The sequence below is a fragment of the Luteimonas suaedae genome (genome assembly GCF_008312895.1).
Lineage (GTDB): Bacteria > Pseudomonadota > Gammaproteobacteria > Xanthomonadales > Xanthomonadaceae > Luteimonas > Luteimonas suaedae.
Genome location: NZ_VSSP01000001.1, coordinates 191,557 through 212,373, shown reverse-complemented (window position 1 = coordinate 212,373; position 20,817 = coordinate 191,557). Strand labels below are relative to the sequence as shown.

15 protein-coding genes are annotated in these 20,817 nt (G+C 67.8%); 3 read left to right on the top strand and 12 right to left on the bottom strand.

Going from position 1 to position 20,817, the window contains the following annotated elements:
• Positions 1 to 262: 262 nt before the first annotated feature.
• The 5 genes from yiaA to FXO19_RS00960 all read right to left on the bottom strand — a co-directional run bounded on the left by yiaA (position 263) and on the right by FXO19_RS00960 (position 7,982).
• Positions 263 to 715: an inner membrane protein YiaA gene (gene yiaA / locus FXO19_RS00980; protein WP_149193191.1), complete on the bottom strand. Its 453-nt coding sequence runs from the start codon at positions 713 to 715 to the stop codon at positions 263 to 265.
• Positions 715 to 2,010, bottom strand: coding sequence for a T6SS immunity protein Tli4 family protein (locus FXO19_RS00975; protein ID WP_149193190.1), 1,296 nt, complete (start codon positions 2,008 to 2,010; stop codon positions 715 to 717). The genes yiaA and FXO19_RS00975 overlap by 1 nt, the downstream gene beginning before the upstream one ends.
• A gap of 214 nt (positions 2,011 to 2,224) precedes the next feature.
• Positions 2,225 to 3,166 carry a T6SS immunity protein Tli4 family protein gene (locus FXO19_RS00970; RefSeq protein WP_149193189.1) on the bottom strand — a complete coding sequence of 314 codons (942 nt, stop codon included), beginning with the start codon at positions 3,164 to 3,166 and terminating at the stop codon, positions 2,225 to 2,227.
• A gap of 83 nt (positions 3,167 to 3,249) precedes the next feature.
• A complete protein-coding gene (locus tag FXO19_RS00965) occupies positions 3,250 to 4,989 on the bottom strand; it encodes an esterase/lipase family protein (RefSeq protein WP_149193188.1) in 1,740 nt (579 codons plus the stop codon).
• Between the two features lie 23 nt (positions 4,990 to 5,012).
• On the bottom strand, positions 5,013 to 7,982 hold the full coding sequence (locus FXO19_RS00960; protein WP_149193792.1) for a type VI secretion system Vgr family protein: 2,970 nt from the start codon (positions 7,980 to 7,982) through the stop codon (positions 5,013 to 5,015).
• 172 nt (positions 7,983 to 8,154) lie between these two features.
• Here FXO19_RS00960 and tssA point away from each other — a divergent pair, with 172 nt between their 5' ends.
• Positions 8,155 to 9,210: a type VI secretion system protein TssA gene (gene tssA, locus FXO19_RS00955; protein ID WP_149193187.1), complete on the top strand. Its 1,056-nt coding sequence runs from the start codon at positions 8,155 to 8,157 to the stop codon at positions 9,208 to 9,210.
• A 279-nt stretch (positions 9,211 to 9,489) separates the two neighbouring features.
• On the opposite strand, the gene FXO19_RS00950 is transcribed toward tssA, so the two are convergent.
• The 6 genes from FXO19_RS00950 to FXO19_RS00925 all read right to left on the bottom strand — a co-directional run bounded on the left by FXO19_RS00950 (position 9,490) and on the right by FXO19_RS00925 (position 17,741).
• Positions 9,490 to 10,245, bottom strand: a complete 756-nt coding sequence (locus tag FXO19_RS00950) for an OmpA family protein (RefSeq protein ID WP_484496921.1) — start codon at positions 10,243 to 10,245, stop codon at positions 9,490 to 9,492.
• Positions 10,246 to 10,247: 2 nt separating this feature from the next.
• Entirely contained in the window at positions 10,248 to 11,231 is a 984-nt protein-coding gene (gene tagF / locus FXO19_RS00945; RefSeq protein ID WP_149193185.1) for a type VI secretion system-associated protein TagF, read from the bottom strand.
• Positions 11,228 to 14,956, bottom strand: coding sequence for a type VI secretion system membrane subunit TssM (gene tssM, locus FXO19_RS00940; RefSeq protein ID WP_149193184.1), 3,729 nt, complete (start codon positions 14,954 to 14,956; stop codon positions 11,228 to 11,230). Before tssM ends, tagF begins: the two co-directional genes overlap by 4 nt.
• A 17-nt stretch (positions 14,957 to 14,973) precedes the next feature.
• Entirely contained in the window at positions 14,974 to 16,392 is a 1,419-nt protein-coding gene (locus FXO19_RS00935; protein ID WP_149193183.1) for a hypothetical protein, read from the bottom strand.
• 117 nt (positions 16,393 to 16,509) lie between these two features.
• The gene (locus FXO19_RS00930; RefSeq protein WP_255516202.1) at positions 16,510 to 16,749 is read right to left on the bottom strand and encodes a PAAR domain-containing protein; all 240 of its coding nucleotides are present in this window, start codon (positions 16,747 to 16,749) and stop codon (positions 16,510 to 16,512) included.
• A gap of 122 nt (positions 16,750 to 16,871) precedes the next feature.
• On the bottom strand, positions 16,872 to 17,741 hold the full coding sequence (locus FXO19_RS00925) for a M15 family metallopeptidase (protein WP_149193181.1): 870 nt from the start codon (positions 17,739 to 17,741) through the stop codon (positions 16,872 to 16,874).
• A gap of 99 nt (positions 17,742 to 17,840) precedes the next feature.
• Here FXO19_RS00925 and FXO19_RS00920 point away from each other — a divergent pair, with 99 nt between their 5' ends.
• Both FXO19_RS00920 and FXO19_RS00915 read left to right on the top strand, forming a co-directional pair.
• The gene (locus tag FXO19_RS00920) at positions 17,841 to 18,701 is read left to right on the top strand and encodes a hypothetical protein (RefSeq protein ID WP_149193180.1); all 861 of its coding nucleotides are present in this window, start codon (positions 17,841 to 17,843) and stop codon (positions 18,699 to 18,701) included.
• 132 nt (positions 18,702 to 18,833) lie between these two features.
• Positions 18,834 to 19,550 carry an esterase/lipase family protein gene (locus FXO19_RS00915; protein ID WP_149193179.1) on the top strand — a complete coding sequence of 239 codons (717 nt, stop codon included), beginning with the start codon at positions 18,834 to 18,836 and terminating at the stop codon, positions 19,548 to 19,550.
• Positions 19,551 to 19,852: 302 nt separating this feature from the next.
• Here the strand turns inward: FXO19_RS00915 and FXO19_RS00910 are convergent, their stop codons facing one another.
• A complete protein-coding gene (locus FXO19_RS00910; protein ID WP_187775573.1) occupies positions 19,853 to 20,659 on the bottom strand; it encodes a spermine/spermidine synthase domain-containing protein in 807 nt (268 codons plus the stop codon).
• Positions 20,660 to 20,817: the final 158 nt, after the last annotated feature.

Sequence of the window (20,817 nt, the reverse complement as noted above, 5' to 3'; positions counted from 1 at the left end):
CGGCGGTATCACCATTTGCCGCATCACGCCTCTCCCCTAGGCGGGTGATGCAGAACGCGGGCAATTTAGCACTATCCGTCCCGGCGGTCTTGTGCCCGCTTTCAACTGCGGCACACGCCATTGCTGCGGTACCAGGTTGTCTGCTGGCTTCGTCCGGGCATCCCCGGCACCTGTGCCAGGTGCGACATCCCTCTGGCCAGCGCGACGCGTCAGCGGCGACGGAACAGGCTGCTTTCAAGCCGGGCACGCCATTGCGACGCTCCTAAGCGTCCGCATCCGGCTCTCCACGGCGGAACAGGCCGGCCGCCTGCCCCTCCGGATCGGCCCGCAGGCTGTCGCGGGTGTTCTTCTGCACCGCGATCGCCGCGAACAGGCTCAACGCGTACGACATTCCGTAGAAGCCTTTTTCGCTCAACGCCAACTCCGCATTCCACAATCCGATGAACAGCAGCAGCAGCGCCGAGATCACCGCGAACCACGACAGGCCGTAGTAGATGTTGGTCACCGGGATGCCTTCCATCCGGTCACGCACGCTCTTCTGCACCGATACCGCGGCGAACAGCCCGTACAGCAGCAGGGTGAAGTAATAGCCCTTTTCGTTGAGCAGCATCTCGGCATTCCACAGCCCGACCAGGTAGGCCGTCATGCCGAGGCCGAGCGCGACCCAGGAAGCGCCGATGAAAGCGGGAGAAGGCTTGCTGTGACTGATGTCCATCATATACTCCGGTTCATGGCGCGCCTGGGTGGCTGAGAGGGTTGCGAGGCGATGATACTGCTCCACAACTGCAGTGTTTCCTCTCTCCGATTCGGAGGTCTATAGCGCTGTGGCCAAGTGGGCAGATGCATCCGTACAAGCCCGCTCAAACGAAAGAAACCCGGCTCATCCGCATCGGCAAAGGCGGCCCAAAGCAGCGCTCGCACGGCTGGACCGGTGAATTCTATGCCCCCCGGACGGGCCCGCAGCGAAGCCACGATACGATCCCAGAGTGCGATCGCCTGCTCGTCATCCAACGAAGATTCCGCCGCATGGCCGTTGTGATCCTCGCCTCCGGTGAACAGCTCTAGCATGAGCTTTGGGTGCTGCGGCGAGGGGGAGCGAATGCCGGTTTCTGCGTAAAACCCGTGCTGGCGCCTGCCGTCTTCCTCGAACCTGCCCAGCCATTCTTCGCCTTCCAGGCCGGCCAGTTGGCGTTTGCCCTTCTTCAGTGCCTTGGGCTTGACGCCCAGCCCAGCCAGATTGGATTCACCGCGTGCTATCAGCGAAGGCTCGTCGTCCGGTTGACGGAACGTATTGAGGCTGACCTGGAAGCGGAGATCGGGCCGGGCCCGGTCGGCCGAGCGATAACCGAGTTGCAGTTCCTCGTAGTCGCTTCCTGCGTCCACGACCACCGACCCCAGGCAGACGCCGGGGCCGGCGCGTTCCGGGTCACCCACCTTGCTCACCCTGGCCAGTATGTTGCGCAACCTCCTTTCGGCGTCCGGAATCTGCGCGGACTCGAATGCAGTCGTGTTGATCGCAACGTGAGTATCGCCGACAAGCACGTGCAGTTCGTGCACCTGGGCGTCGGCGATGTCCACACTGGCGTGAGAGCTGAGATGTACTTGAGTGGGGGTCCACGCTTCCCGACCCAGCAACATCGAAGCATTGGTCTCATAGTTGACGCCGCTCGCGAGCTCGTCGGCGCGCCCTGTCACGGCCGTATTGAACTGCTCGGGGGTGATTGACTGCGCTATGACGGTGACGTTCACGGTCCGAAAATCGGCATCATGGCCGTAATAGAAGGTGGCATCTCCGGCGCCACCGGCGGCAACGTGGATCCGCCGGAAGTCCTGGGGAAGATCGACGAGAAAGCGTCCTACGCAGTGCGTACGCATGTTCTGAGTCAGAGCCGGCACGGTATCAGGATCCTTTTCTTTTGACTGGCATCCAAGACAGGATGCCGCCATCGCCAGTCCTAGACATGCCAAAGTCGTATCCATATGCCGGATCTTGGCCTGGCTCATATCCATGAGGCTAGAGCCGACAACGTCGGCAAAAAATGACCGACAGCACTTGGTTGAGTCAGGACCAGCCGCACCGGTTCGATCCGGGTAGCCGGCAGGCCGGGCGGTACTCGGATAAGGATCCTGCTTGCACGCGCGCGCTCGGCATCGCTCATGCTGACGCAGCAGGAATCGATGCACCGAAGCATCGGGTCGTGCGATCCCATCGCGGTCGCCGTCTTCAATATGCGCCGGGCCTCTGGCGCAGCGACGCAAGCATGGCATCCCAGAGAGCGAACAGATCCGCTGCCTTTGGCGGCGGCACATAGTCCGGGACATATTCGTCTGCGCCGGCCTCGAGCTGGAACGAAAACCTCACCGGCGACGACTCCTGCGGCAAAGCTTTCCATGCGAAGCCGTATTTCACGCTGCCGGCTCTGGTTTCGGCCTTGTAAGCGGTTTCCTGCCCCGGGATCCCACCCACAGCCACCTCGCGCTTTCGGAGCCTATCGAAAGACTTCACAGCGTCCTCGTCGTCATACTTCATCCGCTCACGATACTCGCGCTCGAGTTCTTCGAAGTCATCGAACGCCGTGCTGGACGCGTGTTCGGCGCCGCGCGTTTCTACCGCTCCGCTCTCGCTGGTACCGACACCGATCGAGACACCCTTCCATCCGAACAACTCCACACTCAATCCCGCCATGATCTTCTTCGATCCGGCATCGACTAGTGCGCCGTCGATACAGAACCCGGGGACGGGCGGAGGAGTCGCATTGTCAATTGGCGTCAATGGAGGAATGCTTCCGGTCCGCAGGCTGGCAACTTCGTCGAACTCCTGGCGGTCATACTTCACGGAATCGAAGATGTATCCGATGCTATCGAACCATGCGTATCCCTTGACCTTGTGCCCGACCTGGGTAAACGCATTGTCGCGATAGAACATGATCTTCCAGCCCGGCTTGGGTGCTCGAACAGTGGACAGCACCGAACCCTCTGCTTTGTGTGGCTCCACGCGAAGCGCCTCCTCATCTTGAAGCGCTTCCGCTCGAAAGGCAGATTCGGTTCTGGCTTGGGAGCGCCTGAACTCAATGTCCGTACGCTGGATCCAGCGAACCTCTCCTTTTGCAGGAAGGTCGACCAGCATCCGACCGATACAGAGCGTACGTAATGGCATCGGGCTCATACTCGCATCCCTACTTTGAGCATCACGCTGACAACCAGAAATAAATACCACCAGGCAGAAAAGAAATACTGCGATCCAACTTCTCATCGCATTACAACCACGGGCTCAACAATTCGCACGATGTTATCCAATACCGACAGCCTCACATCATTGTGGTTATAGCTCCCCTGATGATCGTAACCCGCCTGTCGACAGATCAATTGGCAACCACTGGCATGGAGAAGCTGAGCGCCCGATGCTGTCGCTGGTACGGTGCCGTCGCCTGCATCGTTGGGCGGCTGCACCGTCATACGCAGTTCGCCATGGGCACTTTTCAATGACCGCTCACTGTCCGACGGAGTTCTCTCGAACTGCCACGTGGACGGGTCTCCAACGTCGCCATTCTTGTCTTCGATCCACTGTGGAAGCGGCATACTTCCATAAAAAGAAGGAGGAATGTAGGTGCGACCCGCAGCAACTCGCCAGGTAATCGTGCCCCATGCCTTCTCTTGGGCATCTTCCCCATAATGACCGTAGGTCTTAGGATGGACGCGGCCTCCGAGCAATGCGTGATATTCCTCAGCTTTGCTCACCGTTTCGAAATACGAATCCAGATTGGTAGCGCCTTCGGGCACCGGAAGATTGGCAGGATTCAGCCACTCCGGATTGATGGCTCTCCATGGAGACTGCGTGTCACGGAAGATTTCGGTGTAAGGATCACGCCTCTCGGGGAGCGCTTTGATCGTCCTGCCTTGCGCGTTCTTGACAAACAGCCACGGCTGCCCGCCGTTGTAAAGCTGATTTGGCGCGAGTTCGAGCGGGCCGGGATTGCAGGCGATGATCGGCGTCGTCTCACGCGCGGTGGCGCCTAATGCCTTGTTCGCGATCGCGGCGAAAATACCTGATCCTTCGGAGCTGAAGCCGGCAGCCAGGCGTTTGTAGAACGCGGCCGCCCCATCGATAGGCTGTACGCCCGAGATCACGCCCAGGATCTGCTGGTCGCCGCCGTGCAGCAAAGCCGCGGCCCTCGTCACCAAGCCCCCCATCGAATGGGTGACGACGATGGCTTGGCTGCAATGCTGCCCGTTCTTCCCATCGTATCCGCCAATGATGCTCCCAATCTTCTCGGCCAGGTCGCGGCCGGAGTCGAGATTGGACTGAAGCCAGTTGTAGCCGACCGCATGCACCGGGAACTGGAACTTGAGCAGCTTTCTGACGCCCACATCATCTAGGGCGCTTGGCCTTGTCGTGGCGCCGGGGGGCGTGGTCCCGACCAGTCGCAGCAGTTCGGCCAGGACAGAGTTGGGGCGTCCGTTCTCGAGTTGTGGATGCAACAACATGTGCTGCAGCCAATCCAGGAACGGACCGTACGAAAACCAACTTACGGTTCCCCAGCCGCGCTCCCTGGCCACCTCGACCGGCACCTTCGACAGCTCCGTATGACCGCTGTCCACGTAGTACACGTCGCCACGCGCAGTCGATCGTACCGATTTGCCCTGCGCGATCTTGCCTTGATCATCGACCTCCACAACATCCTTGTTCAGGCGCAACTGTCGCCCCTGAGGGCCCTTGAAGACCCAACCTGCGGCCGCCGTTTCCGAATCGACGTTCCAGATCCGCGCCCCCCTCCTGACCACCCGCGAACCATTGGCATCGAGGATGTCCTGCTTCGCTCGCAAGTTGCTGCCCATGATCCCTGGCGAAAAGATGATCGGGATGACGTGCGGAGAAGGGGCGCAGGCTTCCGCACGCACCTCGTTGCTGACAGGCGAGCAGAGGGAGTTTGCGTAAGGAGTGCCGTCGGGGCCGACGTGCGTGGGAACTGAGCGTGTAGATTCGTCCATGGCCGTCAATTATCCGATGCGTGTCATGCGGGACCGAGCAACTTGATCGTCAATTGCTCGACACCGACACCCTTTTGCAGGTCCGCCCAGCCATCTCCGTCGGTCACGCCCTGGATGATAGCGCCGTCGGCACGGACGATTTCATAGCGATAGTTCTTTGCGGCTTCTCCGTCGGAGAAGGCGATACGAAACTTCTCGTCGAACTTCGTCTCCGGCCATGCATTCACTTCCCTGCTGAGCTGCGTCGGGCCGAGGAAGCTCTTCTTGCCCGCGTGCACCTTGATCGTGCCCGGGCAGGCGATGGTGATGTTGCCGCCCTCGATGGTCAGGCTGGCGCCGCCGGCGGTGGCGAGATGGATCGTCTTGCCGGCGGCCATTTCCACCTCGGCGTTGGCGCTGACCAGCTTCAGCTGCTCCTTTGCCTGCAGCTTGACCTGGTCGTTCTGCGCCTGGAGGTCCAGCTCGCCCTCGCCGGCGACCAGGCTCAGACTCGTTTCCTCGGCCTGCCCCTCGGTCGCCGCGGCGAGCATGCCGATGGCCTGGCCGGTGTGCAGGCGCAGGTGGCCGGCGATGGCCAGATGACTGGCCTGGCCGCTGGCCAGGGTGAGGGTTTCACCGACGGCCCAGGTCAGGCTCTGGCCGGCGATCAATCCGATGCCGGCCGGTGCGGCGAGCCCGAGCAGGGCGTCGCCGGTGTGGGGAATGCGGCCTTGTGCGGCATCGGGCTTGCGCGCGGCGGCCTCTCCGCGCGCAGCATCGAAGTGCTCGCCGGACACCGTCGTCCTGGCGCTGGTCAGCAGCGCTTCCAGGGGCGCCTTGTCGTCGATCAGGCGCGAGGCGTTCGCGGCCGGCGCGCCCTCGTGCCCGGCCAGCTTCACCGTCTGGTGCGTGGCCGCCGCGCCGGAGAACGTCTCGCCCAAGGTACGCAGTTGCGTGAGCAGCGCGTTCGGACCAACGGCATCGCCGGCGGGCGTGTCGCCGGACTTGGCGTAGGCGCTCAGCCACAGGCCGGATTCGGCGCGCACGGCGCCCCAGGCGTCGGTGCGCAATTCGAAACCTTCGCCACGGAAGCTGCCGCGGTAGTTGTCGGCCTGGTGGATCAGGTGGCCGAGGTTGAGCTGGCTGGCGGCCTGGGTGGTCGCCAGTTGCAGGCGCAGCTGGCCGTCGCTGTCGTCGAACACCAGCCGGTTGTGACCGTCGCCGCCCCACTCCTTCGATTGCACGCCCCACAGGGCGGTGGCGTTGCGGTGGGCGTCATCGCCCGCGCCCAGGCCGTGCCACGGCGGCGCGTGGCCGCCGGCGAGGTTGGCCTGGGCGCTGGCGCGGTGGTCGCTGGCCTGGGCATAGGCGCTGGTGTCCGATTCGGCGGGCTTGCCCCCCGGCGTCGGCACGATGCCCGCTTCGCCCTGGCCGTTGTACAGCGCGCCCATCACCACCGGCCGGTCGATGTCGCCTTCCAGGAAGGCCACCAGCACCTCCTGCCCGATCCGCGGCAGGAACTGGCTGCCGACACCGGGACCGGCATAGCGCTGCGCCACGCGCAGCCAGCAGGACGTGGCCGCCGTGCCCGGCGCCGCATCGGCGCCCATCCAGTGGAACTTCACCCGGATCCGCCCGAGCTTGTCGCAGTACAGCTCCTGTGCGCCGGCGGCGGCCGCCTGCCCGTCCGCGCCGACCACGAGCGCCGTCTGATAGCCGGGCGCGGTGGGGCGCGGGTTGAGGCGGGCGCCGGTGCCGTCGTCGAGCACGGGTCGCCAGGGGCGTTCGCGATCGATCGCCTCGAAGCGGTTGGCATAACCGACCGCCTCGGCGCGCTGCTGCAGGCTCCGCTCGGCGAGCCGGTCGTCCTCGTTCTGTGGCCAGGCCGGTGCGGGACCGAGCTGCGCGGCTACGGTCTTGCGCAGGTCGAGCGGCAGGTTGTTGATGCCGGCGTGTTGGACGCAGGTGAGCAGGATCTCGGCGGGGGGCGTTTCCCCCTGCGTCGGGGCCTGGGTGAGTCGGAACCAGGTGCCGGCGCGGAACGTACGCGCGGTGCCCTGCCCGAACCAGGCATGGCGCCGCGCTTCGCGCGCCTGCGCCATCCGCCTGGCAGTGCGCTCGGCTTCGCCGGCATTGGCGAAGGCATAGGCGCCGGACGGGTCGTAGGCCTCCAGCGGCGCCTCGCGCTCTGCGCCGGCCTGCAACGGCAGCTGCGCGCTGCTGGCCTGCCGGGTCTTGTAGTCGTCGCCGAGCACGGTCAGGCGGTCGGCGCCGATGCGACGGCGCTGGCCAAACGCCTGGATGCTGTCGTGCGCCTCGGTGGCGTCGCTGCGGTGGAAGCGGATGCCGCCGCCTTGCTCGGAGCCGGCATCCTGCGGCTGCGCGGCGCTGTCGGCGAACAGCACCAGGCGGTGTCCGCAGGATGCGTCACCACTCTCTTCCAGGCGCCAGCCCAGGCCCTCCTCGGCCAGCAGCCGGCTGATGAAGTCGAAGTCGCTCTCGCGATACTGCACGCAGTAGCTGCGCGGCCGTGTGTGGGCGAGGAACGGGCCGACATCGTCGCCCAGCTGCCACGACGCCAGCGGCGCGTAGCCGGCGAAGACGGTCTCCACGATCTCGGTCACGCTGCGGTCCTGGAACACCCGGCTGTGCCGGCCCTGGGTCAGCAGCCAGGTCCACGGCACCAGGCACAGGCGGTAGCGGGCCAGGCCGCCGTCGGTGCCGACGCAGGCCGCTTCGCGCACCAGCCCGGTACGCACGGACTCACCGCCGTCGGCCAGGCGAGTCAGCAGCCGGGCGGGCTTGCCGAGCCAGGCCTCGAGCGGCAGGTCGGCATCGGGCGAGAGCACGTCGACCCACCATTCGTAACCTTGCGACAGCGCCTCGCGGCCGCGCCAGCGCTCCACCAGCAATCCGGCGGGCGCGTCGGGCAGTTCCAGGCGATAGAGACGGGTCGCATCGTCGATACGAGCGAGCGAGGCCAATGTATCCCGCACACGATCCAATGAGTGCATCACGAGAACTCCGTGGCTTGACGGGGCCCCTGCGGATCGCGCGTTGTCGCACGGCGCGCACGCAGAGACCGGCTTCCTGTCCCGCAAGTTAGCAAAAACCGCGGACCCGCAGTATAGGGAAACTCCGACAACTCTGTAGAATCGGTCCCACAACCCATCAACGAGCACCGCCATGCTGGAATTGGAAGACCTGCTGGCCCCGATCTCCGACGACAACCCCACCGGCGAAGATCTCTCCTTCTCGTCCGAGTTCGACGCGATCCAGGACGCCCGACGCGCCGACGACCCCACCCTGGACCAGGGCGACTGGGTCACCGACATCAAGTACGCCGACTGGACCGCCGCCGCGCGGATGTGCGAGGACCTGTTGCGGCAGCGGACCAAGGACCTGCGCCTGGGCGCATGGTTCGCCGAGGCCGGCGCCCAGGTCCACGGCTTCGCCGGACTGGCGACCGGTTTCCGGCTGGTCGCGCGCCTGTGCGACCGCTACTGGGACGAGGTGCATCCGCTGGCGATCGACGGCGACTACGAGGAGCGCATCGGCAATCTCAGCTGGCTGCTGACCAACACGCTGCAATGGCTGCGCACGCTGCCGATCACCCAGGCGCCGCAGGGCCGTTTCGGGCTCGGCGATTTCGAGGCCGCGCACGCCCGCAGCGGCAGCGGCGAGGCCGCGGGGGCGGACGGCCAGCCGGACCTGGAACTGATGGAAGCGGCACGGCGCGACACGCCCCACGAGTTCTATCGGCCGTTGATCGAATCGATTGCCGATTGCGCGGCCGCGCTGCAGGAGCTGCAGCTTTCGGTGGACGCGCGCCTGGGCGCCGATGGCCCCAGCTTCACGCCGGTACGCGACCAGCTGGAGCATCTGCAGAAGACGGTGCTGCGCTTCGCCCGCGACGCCGGGGTGCTGCTGGACGGCGACGGCGCCGACATCGGCGCGGACGGCACCAGCGACACCGGGCATGGCAGCGAGGCGGCCGTTGCGGGCCACGGCGGTCCGATCTCGTCGCGCCGGCAGGCACTGGCGCAACTGCGCCAGGTGGCGGAGTTCTTCCGCCGCACCGAGCCGCACAGCCCGGTCGCCTACCTCGCCGACAAGGCCGCGCGCTGGGGCGAGATGCCGCTGCATGTCTGGCTCAAGCGGGTGATCAAGGACGACAACACGCTGTCGCAGGTGGAGGAACTGCTGGACGTGGACAGCAGCCAGGAGTCGTTCGGGTCCTGAAAGGCGCGCCGCGCCAGGCAGTCGTTTCCGCCGGGGTGAGATCAGGTCCGTCGCCACGGGTGCCGCCAATGAATCGCGGCGCTCCTTACGGCAGCGGCAAGCGACAAGATTTTCCGTAGGAGCGCGCCATGCGCGCGATGCCGCGGGCAGTTCGCCGCCCGCGAACTCCGGTGACCGGCGTGCCGGCCGGTCCGAATCGCGGCATCCACCGGATCCTGCCGGCACCCGCGGCATCGCGCGCATGGCGCGCTCCTACGGACGGGCGCGCCGCATCGCCCTCTAGAGCACGCGGAACTGGATGCGGCGGTTGCGGGCGCGGCCGTCCTCGGTGGCGTTGTCGGCGATGGGCTCGTCCGGGCCGCGACCGAGCACTTCGAGGTTTCCGGCCGGAATTCCCTGCCCGACCAGGTAGCTGCGCACCGCCTCGGCGCGCGCCTGGCTGAGGGCGAGATTGCCCTGGCGCTGGCCGACGTCGTCGGTGTGGCCGATGATCTGCACCCGCGCGTTGCCGATCTCCTGCATTTTTTCCGCCATCTCGTCGAGGATGTAGCGGCCGAGGTCGGTGAGGCGGGCACTGCCGCTTTCGAACTCGATGATGCGGTCGCCCAGGGTGGCGTCGAGCAGGCCCTGGCCGGAACCGCCGGTGCCCAGGCTGTTGGTGACGGTGTAGGTGCTGTTGCTGGCCAGGCTGAGTTCGCTGGCGACCTGCTGGCGCTGCGCCTCGTTGACCACCTCGCCGGTGATGCGCACGCTCTGGCCGTTGACCTCCAGCTTGCCGGCCAACACCCGCTGCAGCCCCGGCGTGAGCATGTTGGCGACGTAGCTGCCCCAGTTGGGTGGCGTCGGGATCGACTCGACCTGGATCCGATCGACCACGCGCTCGTCGCCGTACAGCGTGCGCAGCTTGTCGAGGATCTGCGCCTTGGTCGCCTGGTCCGGGACCACGCCCTCGGCCACCACCGGCTCCGCGGCCGATTGCGCCTGCGCGGCGGCCGACGCCAGCAGCAGCAGGGAAAGAAGGATGACGCGACGCATGCTCATGCTCCCAGGAAGGTTTCGCCGAAGATCCGGCGCGCGGCCTTCAGCGACAGATCGGGGCGATCGACGTAGCTGGCCAGCTTGTTGAGGCCGTAGTCGGTCGGCAGGTGGTCGTCCACCCATTCGGCGTCGTGGATGCGGATCAGGTGCTCGCCCGCCGCCTGCGGATCGAGCACCGCACGCAGCGTCTGATGGTCGGCGCCGTTGAAGCCGACGATCATCCGCGGCGCGTCCTCGTCGCGCACCAGCACCGCCAGCTCGAAGTCGCCTCGGGCGATGAAGCCGGCGATGACGTCGAGCCAGAATGCGCCGACCAGCGGCCGGTACAGCGGATCGCGCGGCAGCGGCAGTTCCAGGCCCTTGTCGATCGTCACCCCGCTGCCCGAAAGCACCGGCTGCAGCAGCAGCCCGAGCGCCGGCAGCATACGCCGCAGCACGACATCGTCGTGGCCGGAGTCGCGCAACAGCCGCTCCAACGAGCCGATCGTCTGCAGTTCGAGGAAATCGCCGAAGGACGCCGCGTATGCGCCCGGATCGGTGCTGAGGTCGTAGCGGGTCTCGGCCAACTGCTGCAGCGGAATCGCCGCCTCCTCGGCATCGACGGCGCCGCGCGCCTGGCGCGCCAGTCCGCTCCAGACACGGGTCAGCGCCAGTGGGCTGCGGGCGATGAAGCCGAGCGGGTTGCCGACTTCGACCCGGATCGCCGACAGCAGCGGAAAGCGCCGCTGCGAGGCATCGCGGCTGGGCAGGAAGTGCCCGCACACCACCAGCTTGCTGCGCGAGCCCATGAACGCGTAATGCACGTCGGGCGCGCCGTCGTACAGCCGCTTCCAGTCGGGATTCTGGCTCAGCAGCTCGATGCTGCTGCCGGCCCAGCGATCCAGCAGCCCCATCAGTTGATGATTGTCCGCGGTGCGCACGAAATCCCCGCGCGAGGGCACCTTGCCGAAGTAGCTGACCGCCGCCGAGACCGTGTGCGTCATGTGCCCTCCTCCCCGTCTTCCGACTCCATTCCGTCCGCCAGCGGCGCGGCCGCCGGTGCGCCGCCGGCGACCGTGGCCGGCAGCTGCAATCCACGCTGCCAGTCGCCGCCGTCGCCGCCGGCACCCGGGCGCCGGGTGATCTTCATCACCACCGACACCGAGACGCCGTCCTGTGCCCAGGTCAGGGTGCTGCTGTCGGGGCGATGCTCGGCGGTCGCCAGCTCCATCATTCGCGCCAGGCCGTTGCCGCCGGGCGCGTTGACCAGTTCCACCGTACGCCCGTCGCTGGTGACCGCGCTCAACTTGACCCCTGGGATCCCGCCCGGGTTCGGCCACTGGAAGGTCTGCCAGGCCGGCGGAGTGTTGCGGTAGCGCAGCGTCTGTCCATCGATGTCGAGGGTGAACTCGACCGCGCCGGTGGCCGGCTGCGGCTGGATCTCGAAGATCGTCGTGTCCTGTCCGGCGGCGCCGCCGGCGGAACCGCTGACCCAGTCGCCGTAGCCGCTGACCAGTTCCGGCAGCAGGGTGATGCCGAGACCGGCCCAGCGCCGCGCCTCCAGCAGGTTGCCGCGCTGGATCACCAGCGCGCCCAACGCCTCCTTGTTGAACGCGGCGATCGCGCCGGATGCGCCGAAGATCGCGGCGACGTCGGTCGGTGCGGCATCGACGTCGGCCGCCGGGTCGAACGGGAACTGGCGGCCGATGCGCGCCCGGAAGGGCTCGTACACCTGCGCCGCCCACACCCGGTTGATCTCGGCCTCGGTCGGCGGCACCAGTGCGGCGAAGGTCTCGGTCAACGGACGCAGCAGCAACGGCCGCAGCGCCTTGCGCTGTGATTCGTCCAGGCCGGTGAGCATCTGCTCGTCGACCAGGGTGAGCGCGGCGTTGAGCTCGGAGCCTTCGTTGCTCAGCGTGTCCTGCATCAGCCGGCGCGCGCCGGGGCCGGGCTCGCCCTCGGTGCGGATCGCGTTGAGCCGCGTGCGCAGCTTGCCGAGCGTCTGGAAATAATCATCGATCAATGCGCTGCCGTCGCGCTTGGCGACCAGCCTTGCGAAGCCCTCGAACGCCTTGCCGATCGGCCCCATCGGCGCCTGCGTCGGACGTCCGGTGTCGGGATTGATCTCGACCGGCACCGACGATGGCGTGCGCCGCAGGATCACCCGCTGGAACCACGCCACGAACCCGCCCTTCGCCTTGTCCTGGAGCGCGTTGGCGGCCGCGGGGTTGTCCCAGATGGTCTGCTCGTTGATCGCCTCGAGCAGCGCGCGCAACGGCGACTGCTGCGGATCGCCGATGCTGTTCATGCGCGTGACCGTGTCGTCGAAGCTGCCGAAGCGGGCCACGCTCACGCCTTGCAGGAACTTCTGCCATTCCTGCGCGTATTCCTGTTTGTAGAGCATCGCCAGCTCGCGCGCGATGTGCTCGGGACTGCCCGCCAGCGACAGGTCGCTCTGCTCGGTGGTGTCGAGCACCCAGTCGGTGGTGCTGAGTTCGGTGTTCGCCGCCTCGTTGACCGCGCCCTTGACGTAATCCTCCCAGGCCCGGCGCGAGAACGCCCCGGAAATCGCGTAGCTGCCGGTAATGATGTCGTTGTTGCGCTCGTCGCCGATCAGGCTGTTGACGGTGACCGTTGGAAAGCGCGTCGCCGCGCGCGCCTTGACCTGCGCGAACACGCGGTTGATCGCCGGCTCCCCGCGCGTGGCCTGGGTCAGCGCCGCGCGGCTGTCGGAGATCAGCGACACCTTGGTCTCGACCTGCGGCCAGCGCGGATCTTCGGCGCGCGCCAAGTAGAAGCTCATCAGCTTCTCGGCCGCGCGCGCCATGTCCTCGCGCGACATCTGGCCGCGGTTGCCGTCGAGCCAGCCGCGCCAGAAGCGGGTGAGCTGGTGCGCCAGGTGCGCCTGCTCCACGCGCCCGCGATTGCCCAGCATCAGATAGGTCTTGAGCGCGTTGTAGGCGTCGTTGGTGTCGGTGGGCGAAGCTTCCTGGTACAGGCGCTCCTGCGCTTGCTCGTCCTGGCTGGCGCTCTCGGTGAGCTGCCCGCCCCGCGCCACCACCTCGGCGAGGAAGGCCTCGATGCGGGCGTTGGTCGGCGCCAGCATCACCTGGCGCATGCCGTCGAAGTACTCCTGCAGCAGCTTGGCCTCAATGCGATCGCCCTGGTACAGGCCCAGGTGGGTGGTGATGCTGCGCTGCTGCCGGTAGCGGACGAGTTGCTCGAGACGGTCCTGCAGCAGCAGCAGCGCGTCGATGCGTGACTTGAGGTCGACGCGATCCTCCTGCAACCGCACTGCCTGCTCCAGGTCCTTGCCGGCGTTGGCCACCAGCTGGCGGTTGCTGGTGTACGACCAGGTCCACAGCCCCAGCACCAGCGCCAGCACCGCCACCGCGCCCAGGAACACCGCGTAGCGCAACCGCGTCTGGTGCGGGCTCGAGTACTGCTGCACCAGCTGCCGGTCGGCGAACACGACCTTGCGGAACAGGTCCTTGAGGAAATGCGCCGTGTGCCCGGACGGCTCGCCGATCTCGGCCTGTGCACGCGGCTGCAGCGCGAACTGGCGACCGACGCGCTCGGAGGCGTAGTGGACCGAGTGCCCTTCCTGCAGCGCACTGGTGAAATAGAAGCCGCGGAACACCGGCTTGTACTGGTACGGATTGTCCTCGAACAGGGTGGCGACGAAGGTGCGCAGCGCCGGCTTGATGCCGATGAATTCCAGCGGCAGCGTCAACAACCCGGGCGAGACCTCGCGCCCACGCTGCATCGCCATCTGCGACAGGCTCATCTCCTTCAGGCCTTCGGCCAGCTCGTCGAAATACGTGTCGAAACTGCCGAGTGCGTCGTTGTCCGATTTCGGATCGAACGGCAGCGTCGCGCCCCACACGTTCTCGCGCTCGGACGGATCGAGGCCGCGGAAGAACTCGGTGAAGCCGGCGATCAGGTCGGCCTTGGTGAACACCACGTAGACCGGCGCGAACACCTCCAGCCGCTCGGTGATCTCCTGCACCCGCTGGCGCAGGTTCTTGGCCAGCTCGATCGCGAACTCCGGCTTGCTGCCCGAGAGCTCGGCGATGCTGGCGGCGATGATGATGCCGTTGACCGGCGCCCGCGGGCGGTGCTTCTTCAGCAGGTCGAGGAAGGTCAGCCATTCCAGCCGGTCCTCGACGCTGACCGAGTAGCGGCCGGCGGTATCGAGCACGATGCCTTCGGTGGTGAAGTACCAGTCGCAGTTGCGGGTGCCGCCGATGCCCTGGATGACGTTGCTGCGGTTGTCCTCGAACGGGAACTTGAGCCCGGAGTTGAGGATCGCCGAACTCTTGCCGGCCGCCGGGTTGCCGATGATCACGTACCAGGGCAGTTCGTAGAGCGCCGCCTTGCCCTTGAGCACGCCGATGCGCGAGGACTTGATCGCCTTGACCGCCTCGAGCATGCGCTCGCGCAGCGCCTCGGTGTCGGCACGGGCGGCGGGCTGGGCGTTGGCGACGGCTCGCTCGGTTTCGCCCTCGACCATGGCGTCGAGGCCCTTGGCGGCACGGCGCGCGCGGATCCTGCGCACGACCCACACCAGCAGCCACACCAGCAGCGCGACGACGAGCAGGACCAACGCCCATACGCCGACCTGCTTCAGGCCGTCGGCGCCGAAATACATCAGTGCCGCCGCGGAGGCGATGCCGATCACGGCCAGGACGCGATAGTCGGTGAGGTAGTACCTGAGTCTGTAGAACATCGGGCGGGTCGATCCGGTTAGGCGGCAAGATCCGGCAGCTCGCCGGCATTGTCTGGAGATGAGGCGGAGGCCGGCGGCGCGAACGCCACGGCCGCGCGCTCGCGCTCGGCGGCGACGGCGAGCGCCAGCACCGGTTGCTGCGATGCCCGCGCCTGTGCCGCGGCCAGCGCCAGCAGTGCCAGCGGCGCGACGTGGCCGATGTCGCCGCAGGCCACGCCGAGGGCGCCGCACTGGGTGGCGGTGTCGAGTTCAGGACAGGCCGAGGCGGCCGCAGCGCTCGCCTCGACGGCGCGACTGGGGCGCTGGTCGGCGTCGCTCACCACCAGCGCGATGGCATCGGGCTCGATTGCGGCATGCTGCAGCGTGCGCGTGATCAGCTCCGCGGTGGCGCGGGCGGTGGCGCGCGGCGGCGTGGTGGCCTGCAGCGCGGCCAACCGCACGCGGTGCATCGCCACGGCGGCTTCGGAAGACATCGGTTCGGGCGTGCCCGGCGGCCGCAACAGCACGCCCGCCGCACCTTCGCCGGGCACCAGGCCCTCGGCGCGGCGGCTGTCCATCAGGCGGCCACTGGACATCAGTGCATGCACGCCGCGCTCGCCGATCGCCGAGTCGCAGGCGAGCAGCAGCTGCCAGCGCTGCTCGTCGGCCGTCGTGGTGCCGAGCCGGTCGAGCAGCCGCCACGTGTCCTCGGGCCCCTGCATCGCCAGCACCTCAAGCGCGATGCGGCGGGCGTCGAGCCCCGCGTCCAGCGCCGACTCCAGCAGCCAGTCGCCGCAAGCCTGGCGCAGCGGCTGCGGCCAGGCGGACGGCAACAACACGCGGATGTGGACCGCCTCGCGCACCTCGTGCTGCTCGCGCCGGCGCAGTCCGGCGACGACGCGCTCCTCCGACACCGGCAGAGGCGGCAGCTGCAGCATCAGCTGGTCGAACAGTTCCTCGGCCACCGGCTGCAGCAAGGCCAATGCCCGCAACCGCTCTTCCTCCGGGGCGCGACCGCCTTGCGTCGGCGACAGCCGCGCCAGGGCGTCGGCGATCGCCGCGGTGTCGAGCCCGTCGACATAGGCGGCGAACACCGGCAGGCCGTCGCGGTCACGGAAGCGCGGGTGCAACCCCGGGCGGGGCGGCGCCTGCAGCGCCGCCAGCACCGCATCGGGGGTATCGCCGCAAGGCAGGCGCATTGCGCCGGCCAGGCAGTCGAGCGGTGGATGCACCTGCCCGGCATCGGTCTCGAGCGCGTCGTCGCCCGCCACGGCATCGGTTGCTTCGGGTTCGCGGCGCCGCGCCGCGCGCATGCGGCGGATCAGCCAGATGCCCGCCAACAGACCCAGCGGCAGCACGCCGAGCACCAGCAGCATCTGCCCGCCGCCGGGCGCACCACCGCTGCTGCGCCAATACAGGATCGCGCACAGCCAGACCACGGCGAACACCACCGCCACGACCAAGCCTGCACGCCAAACCCCCGACCACTTCACATCCTCACTCCCTGAGCCTGCCTTGCCGGCAGTGTCAATGCGTCCCCGTTTTCCAGGTTGTCCCCGGTTCGTGCCCCTGGATCACGCCGTCGTCGTGGTGACCTGCGTCGAGATCAACGTCGCCCCGCAAGCGGTCTTGTCGCCCTGGCGCGCCACCGGCTGGCCGTCGACGATCAGCGTCGGATCGCCGGCAACGATGGTGGTTGGTCCGTGCCGCTGGCACGTCACGCGGTCGCCGATGCGGGCGACGGGTTTACCCTGGATGTCGGTCGCGGTCGAACCGCTGACGACCGTTCCCCCATGATCGATCTGATCGCCCACCACGATAATCGGACGCGACATATCGGTTCTGCTCCCTATTGCATGCGCTCTGTCCCTGGGCCCCTCGCGGGGCGGCCCGCGCCGGGCCGAGCAGGAAAGATAGCAGGACTCGCGACCGTTTATCACCCGCCCTGCCGCTGCCGCGCCTGCTTGGCCCGGCGGCACTCCGCGGCCATCTCCACGTGCACGTAGTCGCGCATGCGCCAGTTGCCGCCCCAGACCAGCCCGGCCTGTTGCGCCAGCTCGCCGTAGAGGAAGTAAGCCTGCTTGGTCCAGTCGTCGCCCATGTCCCACTGCAACTTGCCCGCGCGCATCGGCGCACTATCCAGCGCCAGCCCGTACTGGTGGCAGCTCGACCAGGCGCCGGCATTGGTGGCGCGGCCGTCGCGCTTGAGCTCGGCCTGGCGCTCGGGGCTGCGGTAGCCTTCCACCAGCACCATCTCGATGCCGTATTGCGCGCGCATGACCCGGTAGATCGCCAGCACCCGCTGCTGCAGGTCCGGGTTGATGCGGTCCCATTTTCTGTCGGCGGTCACGATTTCGGGCTTGATCCGCCGCACCTCGGCGGTGGTGAACACCGCCGGCGGCGGCGGTGGCGGCGGCACCAGGCGTTCGCCGCGCAGCAGCTCGGCGACCATCGTTCGCGACTCCGACAGGTCTTCCGCGCTGAACCCCTCCAGCACCACATGCTGCCGGAAGGCCAGGATCAGCAGCGGCGGCAGGGCCAGCAGGGCGATCGCGACAGCCAGCACCCAGCGATGGCGCAACAGCGCCGTGGCCGTGTTGGTGCCCGCCGCGCGCACCGTCCGGCCGGTGGCGTCGACGCGTCCGGCCCATTTCCGGCCACCCCGCGCGGCGCGGCCGCCCAGTGCGCGGGCCACGCGCTGCAATAGCGCGACGACGCGTTCGCGCGCCTCGGGGAACACCAGCAACCAGGTCGAAACGCAGACGACCAGGAAAACCAGCGCGATCCCGAGCACGATCACCGCCATGCCCCGACAGGCGGCACGGCCATTGACGGTCGACGGTCAGTCGCTAGAATGCCCGAAAGGACTGATTCCGGCCTGCGCCGGACAAGAGCGGGATTGCACTTGAATACTGGCGAATCGAATCGTCCGAGCCTGGTCGCAGGAACCGACCGCAGCCCAGCGGGCACACGGCCGCGCGCCAGCATCCTTGCCGACATGGAGAACCGCAAGCCGGACAAACCGGCGGTGGCCGCGCGGCGCAAGCCGCTGCTTTGGCTCCTCATCCTGGCCTGTGCCGTCCTTGTCATCCTTGCTTTCCTGCGGTTGTCCGCGCGCATGTTCGCACCGGGCGCGGAGGGTCTGGATAGCCAGACCGGGCGCGAGACTTTCGGTCAAACCGCACCCGCGACGCAAGCGCCGGCGCTGGATCCCTCCGGCACCGTCGAGCGCGGGGGGGCGATGATCGTCGATGACCCGGCCGCGGAAGAAACCCGTGCCGCGCTCGCCACCATCGCTTCGGCCTCGGTCGGAAGCGACACCGCCGCCCCTGCCGCTGCCCAGGCAAATGCGTCGTCGGACGCCTCCGGCACGCGTCGGCAGGTGCCGACCGCATCGCGCGCGCCGGCAACGCGCGCCTCGCGCACGGCGACGCCGCCGGAGCCTGCGACCGGCAGCACCGACCTGATCTCCACCCTGTTGCGCATCATCAAGCAGGACGGTACGGCCAGTGCCCAGCAGCACGAGTCGATGGATGCACTGATCGCGCAGGTGCAGGCCGAGGACGACCGCACCCGCAGCCAGAACAGTGCCGCGCTTGCCTCGCTCGGTGGCCCCGGGGACACGGGCACACGCCCCACGCGCTCGCCGGTCGTCCAGGAAAAACTGCGCGCCTGCCCCAAGGCCAACACCGTGGCCGGCATCGAATGCCGCAGCCAGGTGTGTGCGCAGCATGCCGGCGAAGACGCCGCCTGCCCGCAGCAGTAGCGATCGCGGCCGGCGCCACCGGCTTCCCTTTCGTACAGGTCCCTTCCGTCACCGCCCGCGCTACGGTCGGTTGGCCGCGACCGGTTTCCGGCATTCCGCCGGCCGGTGCCGCGGCAACGGGAGGGAACCATCATGTTCACCACCATCACCGTCCGGACCACCCTTGTTCGAGCATGCCTGGCCGCGCTGCTTGCGCTCGCGACTGCCCCGGCCTGGTCCGTCTGCCGCGATGCCGTCGTGCTGGTGCACGGCAATGCCGGCAATCCCTCGCACTTCGACGCCACCCGCCAGGCACTGCTCGCGCGCGGTTACGCCGCCTCCGACATCCATCGCCCCGACTGGGGCAGCAAGACCTGCGCCGCCTGCAACGACCACGACGGCAGCGAGGAAGCCCCGGTACTCGACGCAATGATCGACGCGATCGCCGGCTCGTGTACCGGCCGCATCGACGTGATCGGCCATTCCATGGGAGCCACACTGGCCGCGCACCAGATCGCCCGGCATGGCCTGCGTCCGTATGTCGACGCCTTCGTCGGCGTCGCGGGCGCGTTCCGCGGCCTGTGGTCCTGTGGCACCCATCCGTTCAACGTCGCCACCAGCACCTGCGGCACCTGGGGGCTGTCGGTGTCGAGCCCCTTCCTCGACGCGCTCTACGGCAGCCGCTTCGGCGACCGGGTGTACTCGATCAAGTCGTACTACGACGCGGTGGTCTGCTACGGCGCGATCTGCACGGTCGACGGCATCCACAGTTCGTCGATCTGGGGCGAAAATGCCAGCTACACCTACACCTACGGACATTTCGGGCTGCTGACCCACACCGCGTCGCGGCAGGCGAACCTGATCGAGTAGCGGCAGCAGCGACGAATGGCGCCTACTTGCCTGCATGTTTGCATGGGCATGCAAGGCATCAGCCGAGCAGGCCGAATATCCGTAGGAGCGCGCCACGCGCGCGATGCCGCGGGCATTGTGCCGCCATGCGATTCCGTTCACCGGCGCGCATTCCGGGCTCGCCGCGGGACCGCCGATGATCGACGCCGGAGATGCCCGCGGCATCGCGCGCGTGGCGCGCTCCTACGAAACAGCGGCGCAGGCTGTGGTATCCCACCGATCGGACGAAGCGCCATTCGTACCAGCGACCGCGCGCGCCGTGGTCATGGCGCCGCGCGTGCGCGGATGGCCTGTGCCACCCGCTCGAACACCGGCGCCAGCTGGCGCCGGGCCTCGGCCGGCAGCGGCTCCAGTGCGACCGGCGGGTCCGCGGTTGCCGCCGCGGATCCGCCGTCCCAGGCGAAGGCGACGCGATTGCTCATCTTCGCCTCGCCGACCATCAGCGCGCCGTCGGCGCCGAATGCATGCCGCAGCCGCTCGAAGTGCCGTTCGGCGTCGGCGCAGAACAGGTTGACCGCGACGACACCGGCCGGCGCGAGCGCAGCGCGGCAGTCGTCGTAGAACTGCTGGGTGGACAGCGCCGGCGGGATCCCGGTCTCGTCGTAGCCATCCACCAGCAGCAGGTCGAAGCGTCCGCGGCGCGCGTGCAGGAAACGCGCGCCGTCGTCGAGCACCACCTGCAACCGCCCGTCGTCGTCGGGAATGCCGAACTCGCGCCGCAGCGCGATCACATGCGGATTGTTCTCCACCACCTCGATGCGCGCCTGCGGCAGATGGCGATGGCAGAACTTGACCTGCGAGCCGCCGCCGAGCCCGACCAGGCCGATCGTGCGCGGCCGCGGCTGCCACAGCAGCGCGCCCATCATGGTCCTGGTGTAGTCGATCAGCAGCAGGTCCGGCTCGGCGCTGAGCATGCGGCTCTGGGTCTGCCTGCGGGTGAACTGCAGCGAGGTGTAGCGCCCGTAGCGATGAACGAAAGGCTTGCGCAGGCGCCGGCCGGAGGCATCGCGCGGGACCGGCCGGCCGATGCGAGACAGCAGCGTGTCGAGCCAGGCGCGCCACCCGCTCATGTCGTTTTCCATCGCCGTGCCGGGCCCTGCTGATCGCATTGGCCGGCAAGATTAGCGCACGCCTTCGGAACCGTCATCGCAACCGGCGACGCACCACCGCGGGCTTCCGCCAAGCGGTCTCGGCATGCAGGGAGGAGCATTCCGACGGACGGTCATCA

Bases quoted from the DNA above. Each gene is read 5' to 3' on its own strand.
- yiaA (WP_149193191.1), bottom strand. From the start codon at position 715: ATGGACATCAGTCACAGCAAGCCTTCTCCCGCTTTCATCGGCGCTTCC.
- FXO19_RS00975 (WP_149193190.1), bottom strand. From the start codon at position 2,010: ATGGATATGAGCCAGGCCAAGATCCGGCATATGGATACGACTTTGGCA.
- FXO19_RS00970 (WP_149193189.1), bottom strand. From the start codon at position 3,166: ATGAGCCCGATGCCATTACGTACGCTCTGTATCGGTCGGATGCTGGTC.
- FXO19_RS00965 (WP_149193188.1), bottom strand. From the start codon at position 4,989: ATGGACGAATCTACACGCTCAGTTCCCACGCACGTCGGCCCCGACGGC.
- FXO19_RS00960 (WP_149193792.1), bottom strand. From the start codon at position 7,982: ATGCACTCATTGGATCGTGTGCGGGATACATTGGCCTCGCTCGCTCGT.
- tssA (WP_149193187.1), top strand. From the start codon at position 8,155: ATGCTGGAATTGGAAGACCTGCTGGCCCCGATCTCCGACGACAACCCC.
- FXO19_RS00950 (WP_484496921.1), bottom strand. From the start codon at position 10,245: ATGCGTCGCGTCATCCTTCTTTCCCTGCTGCTGCTGGCGTCGGCCGCC.
- tagF (WP_149193185.1), bottom strand. From the start codon at position 11,231: ATGACGCACACGGTCTCGGCGGCGGTCAGCTACTTCGGCAAGGTGCCC.
- tssM (WP_149193184.1), bottom strand. From the start codon at position 14,956: ATGTTCTACAGACTCAGGTACTACCTCACCGACTATCGCGTCCTGGCC.
- FXO19_RS00925 (WP_149193181.1), bottom strand. From the start codon at position 17,741: ATGGCGGTGATCGTGCTCGGGATCGCGCTGGTTTTCCTGGTCGTCTGC.
- FXO19_RS00915 (WP_149193179.1), top strand. From the start codon at position 18,834: ATGTTCACCACCATCACCGTCCGGACCACCCTTGTTCGAGCATGCCTG.
- FXO19_RS00910 (WP_187775573.1), bottom strand. From the start codon at position 20,659: ATGAGCGGGTGGCGCGCCTGGCTCGACACGCTGCTGTCTCGCATCGGC.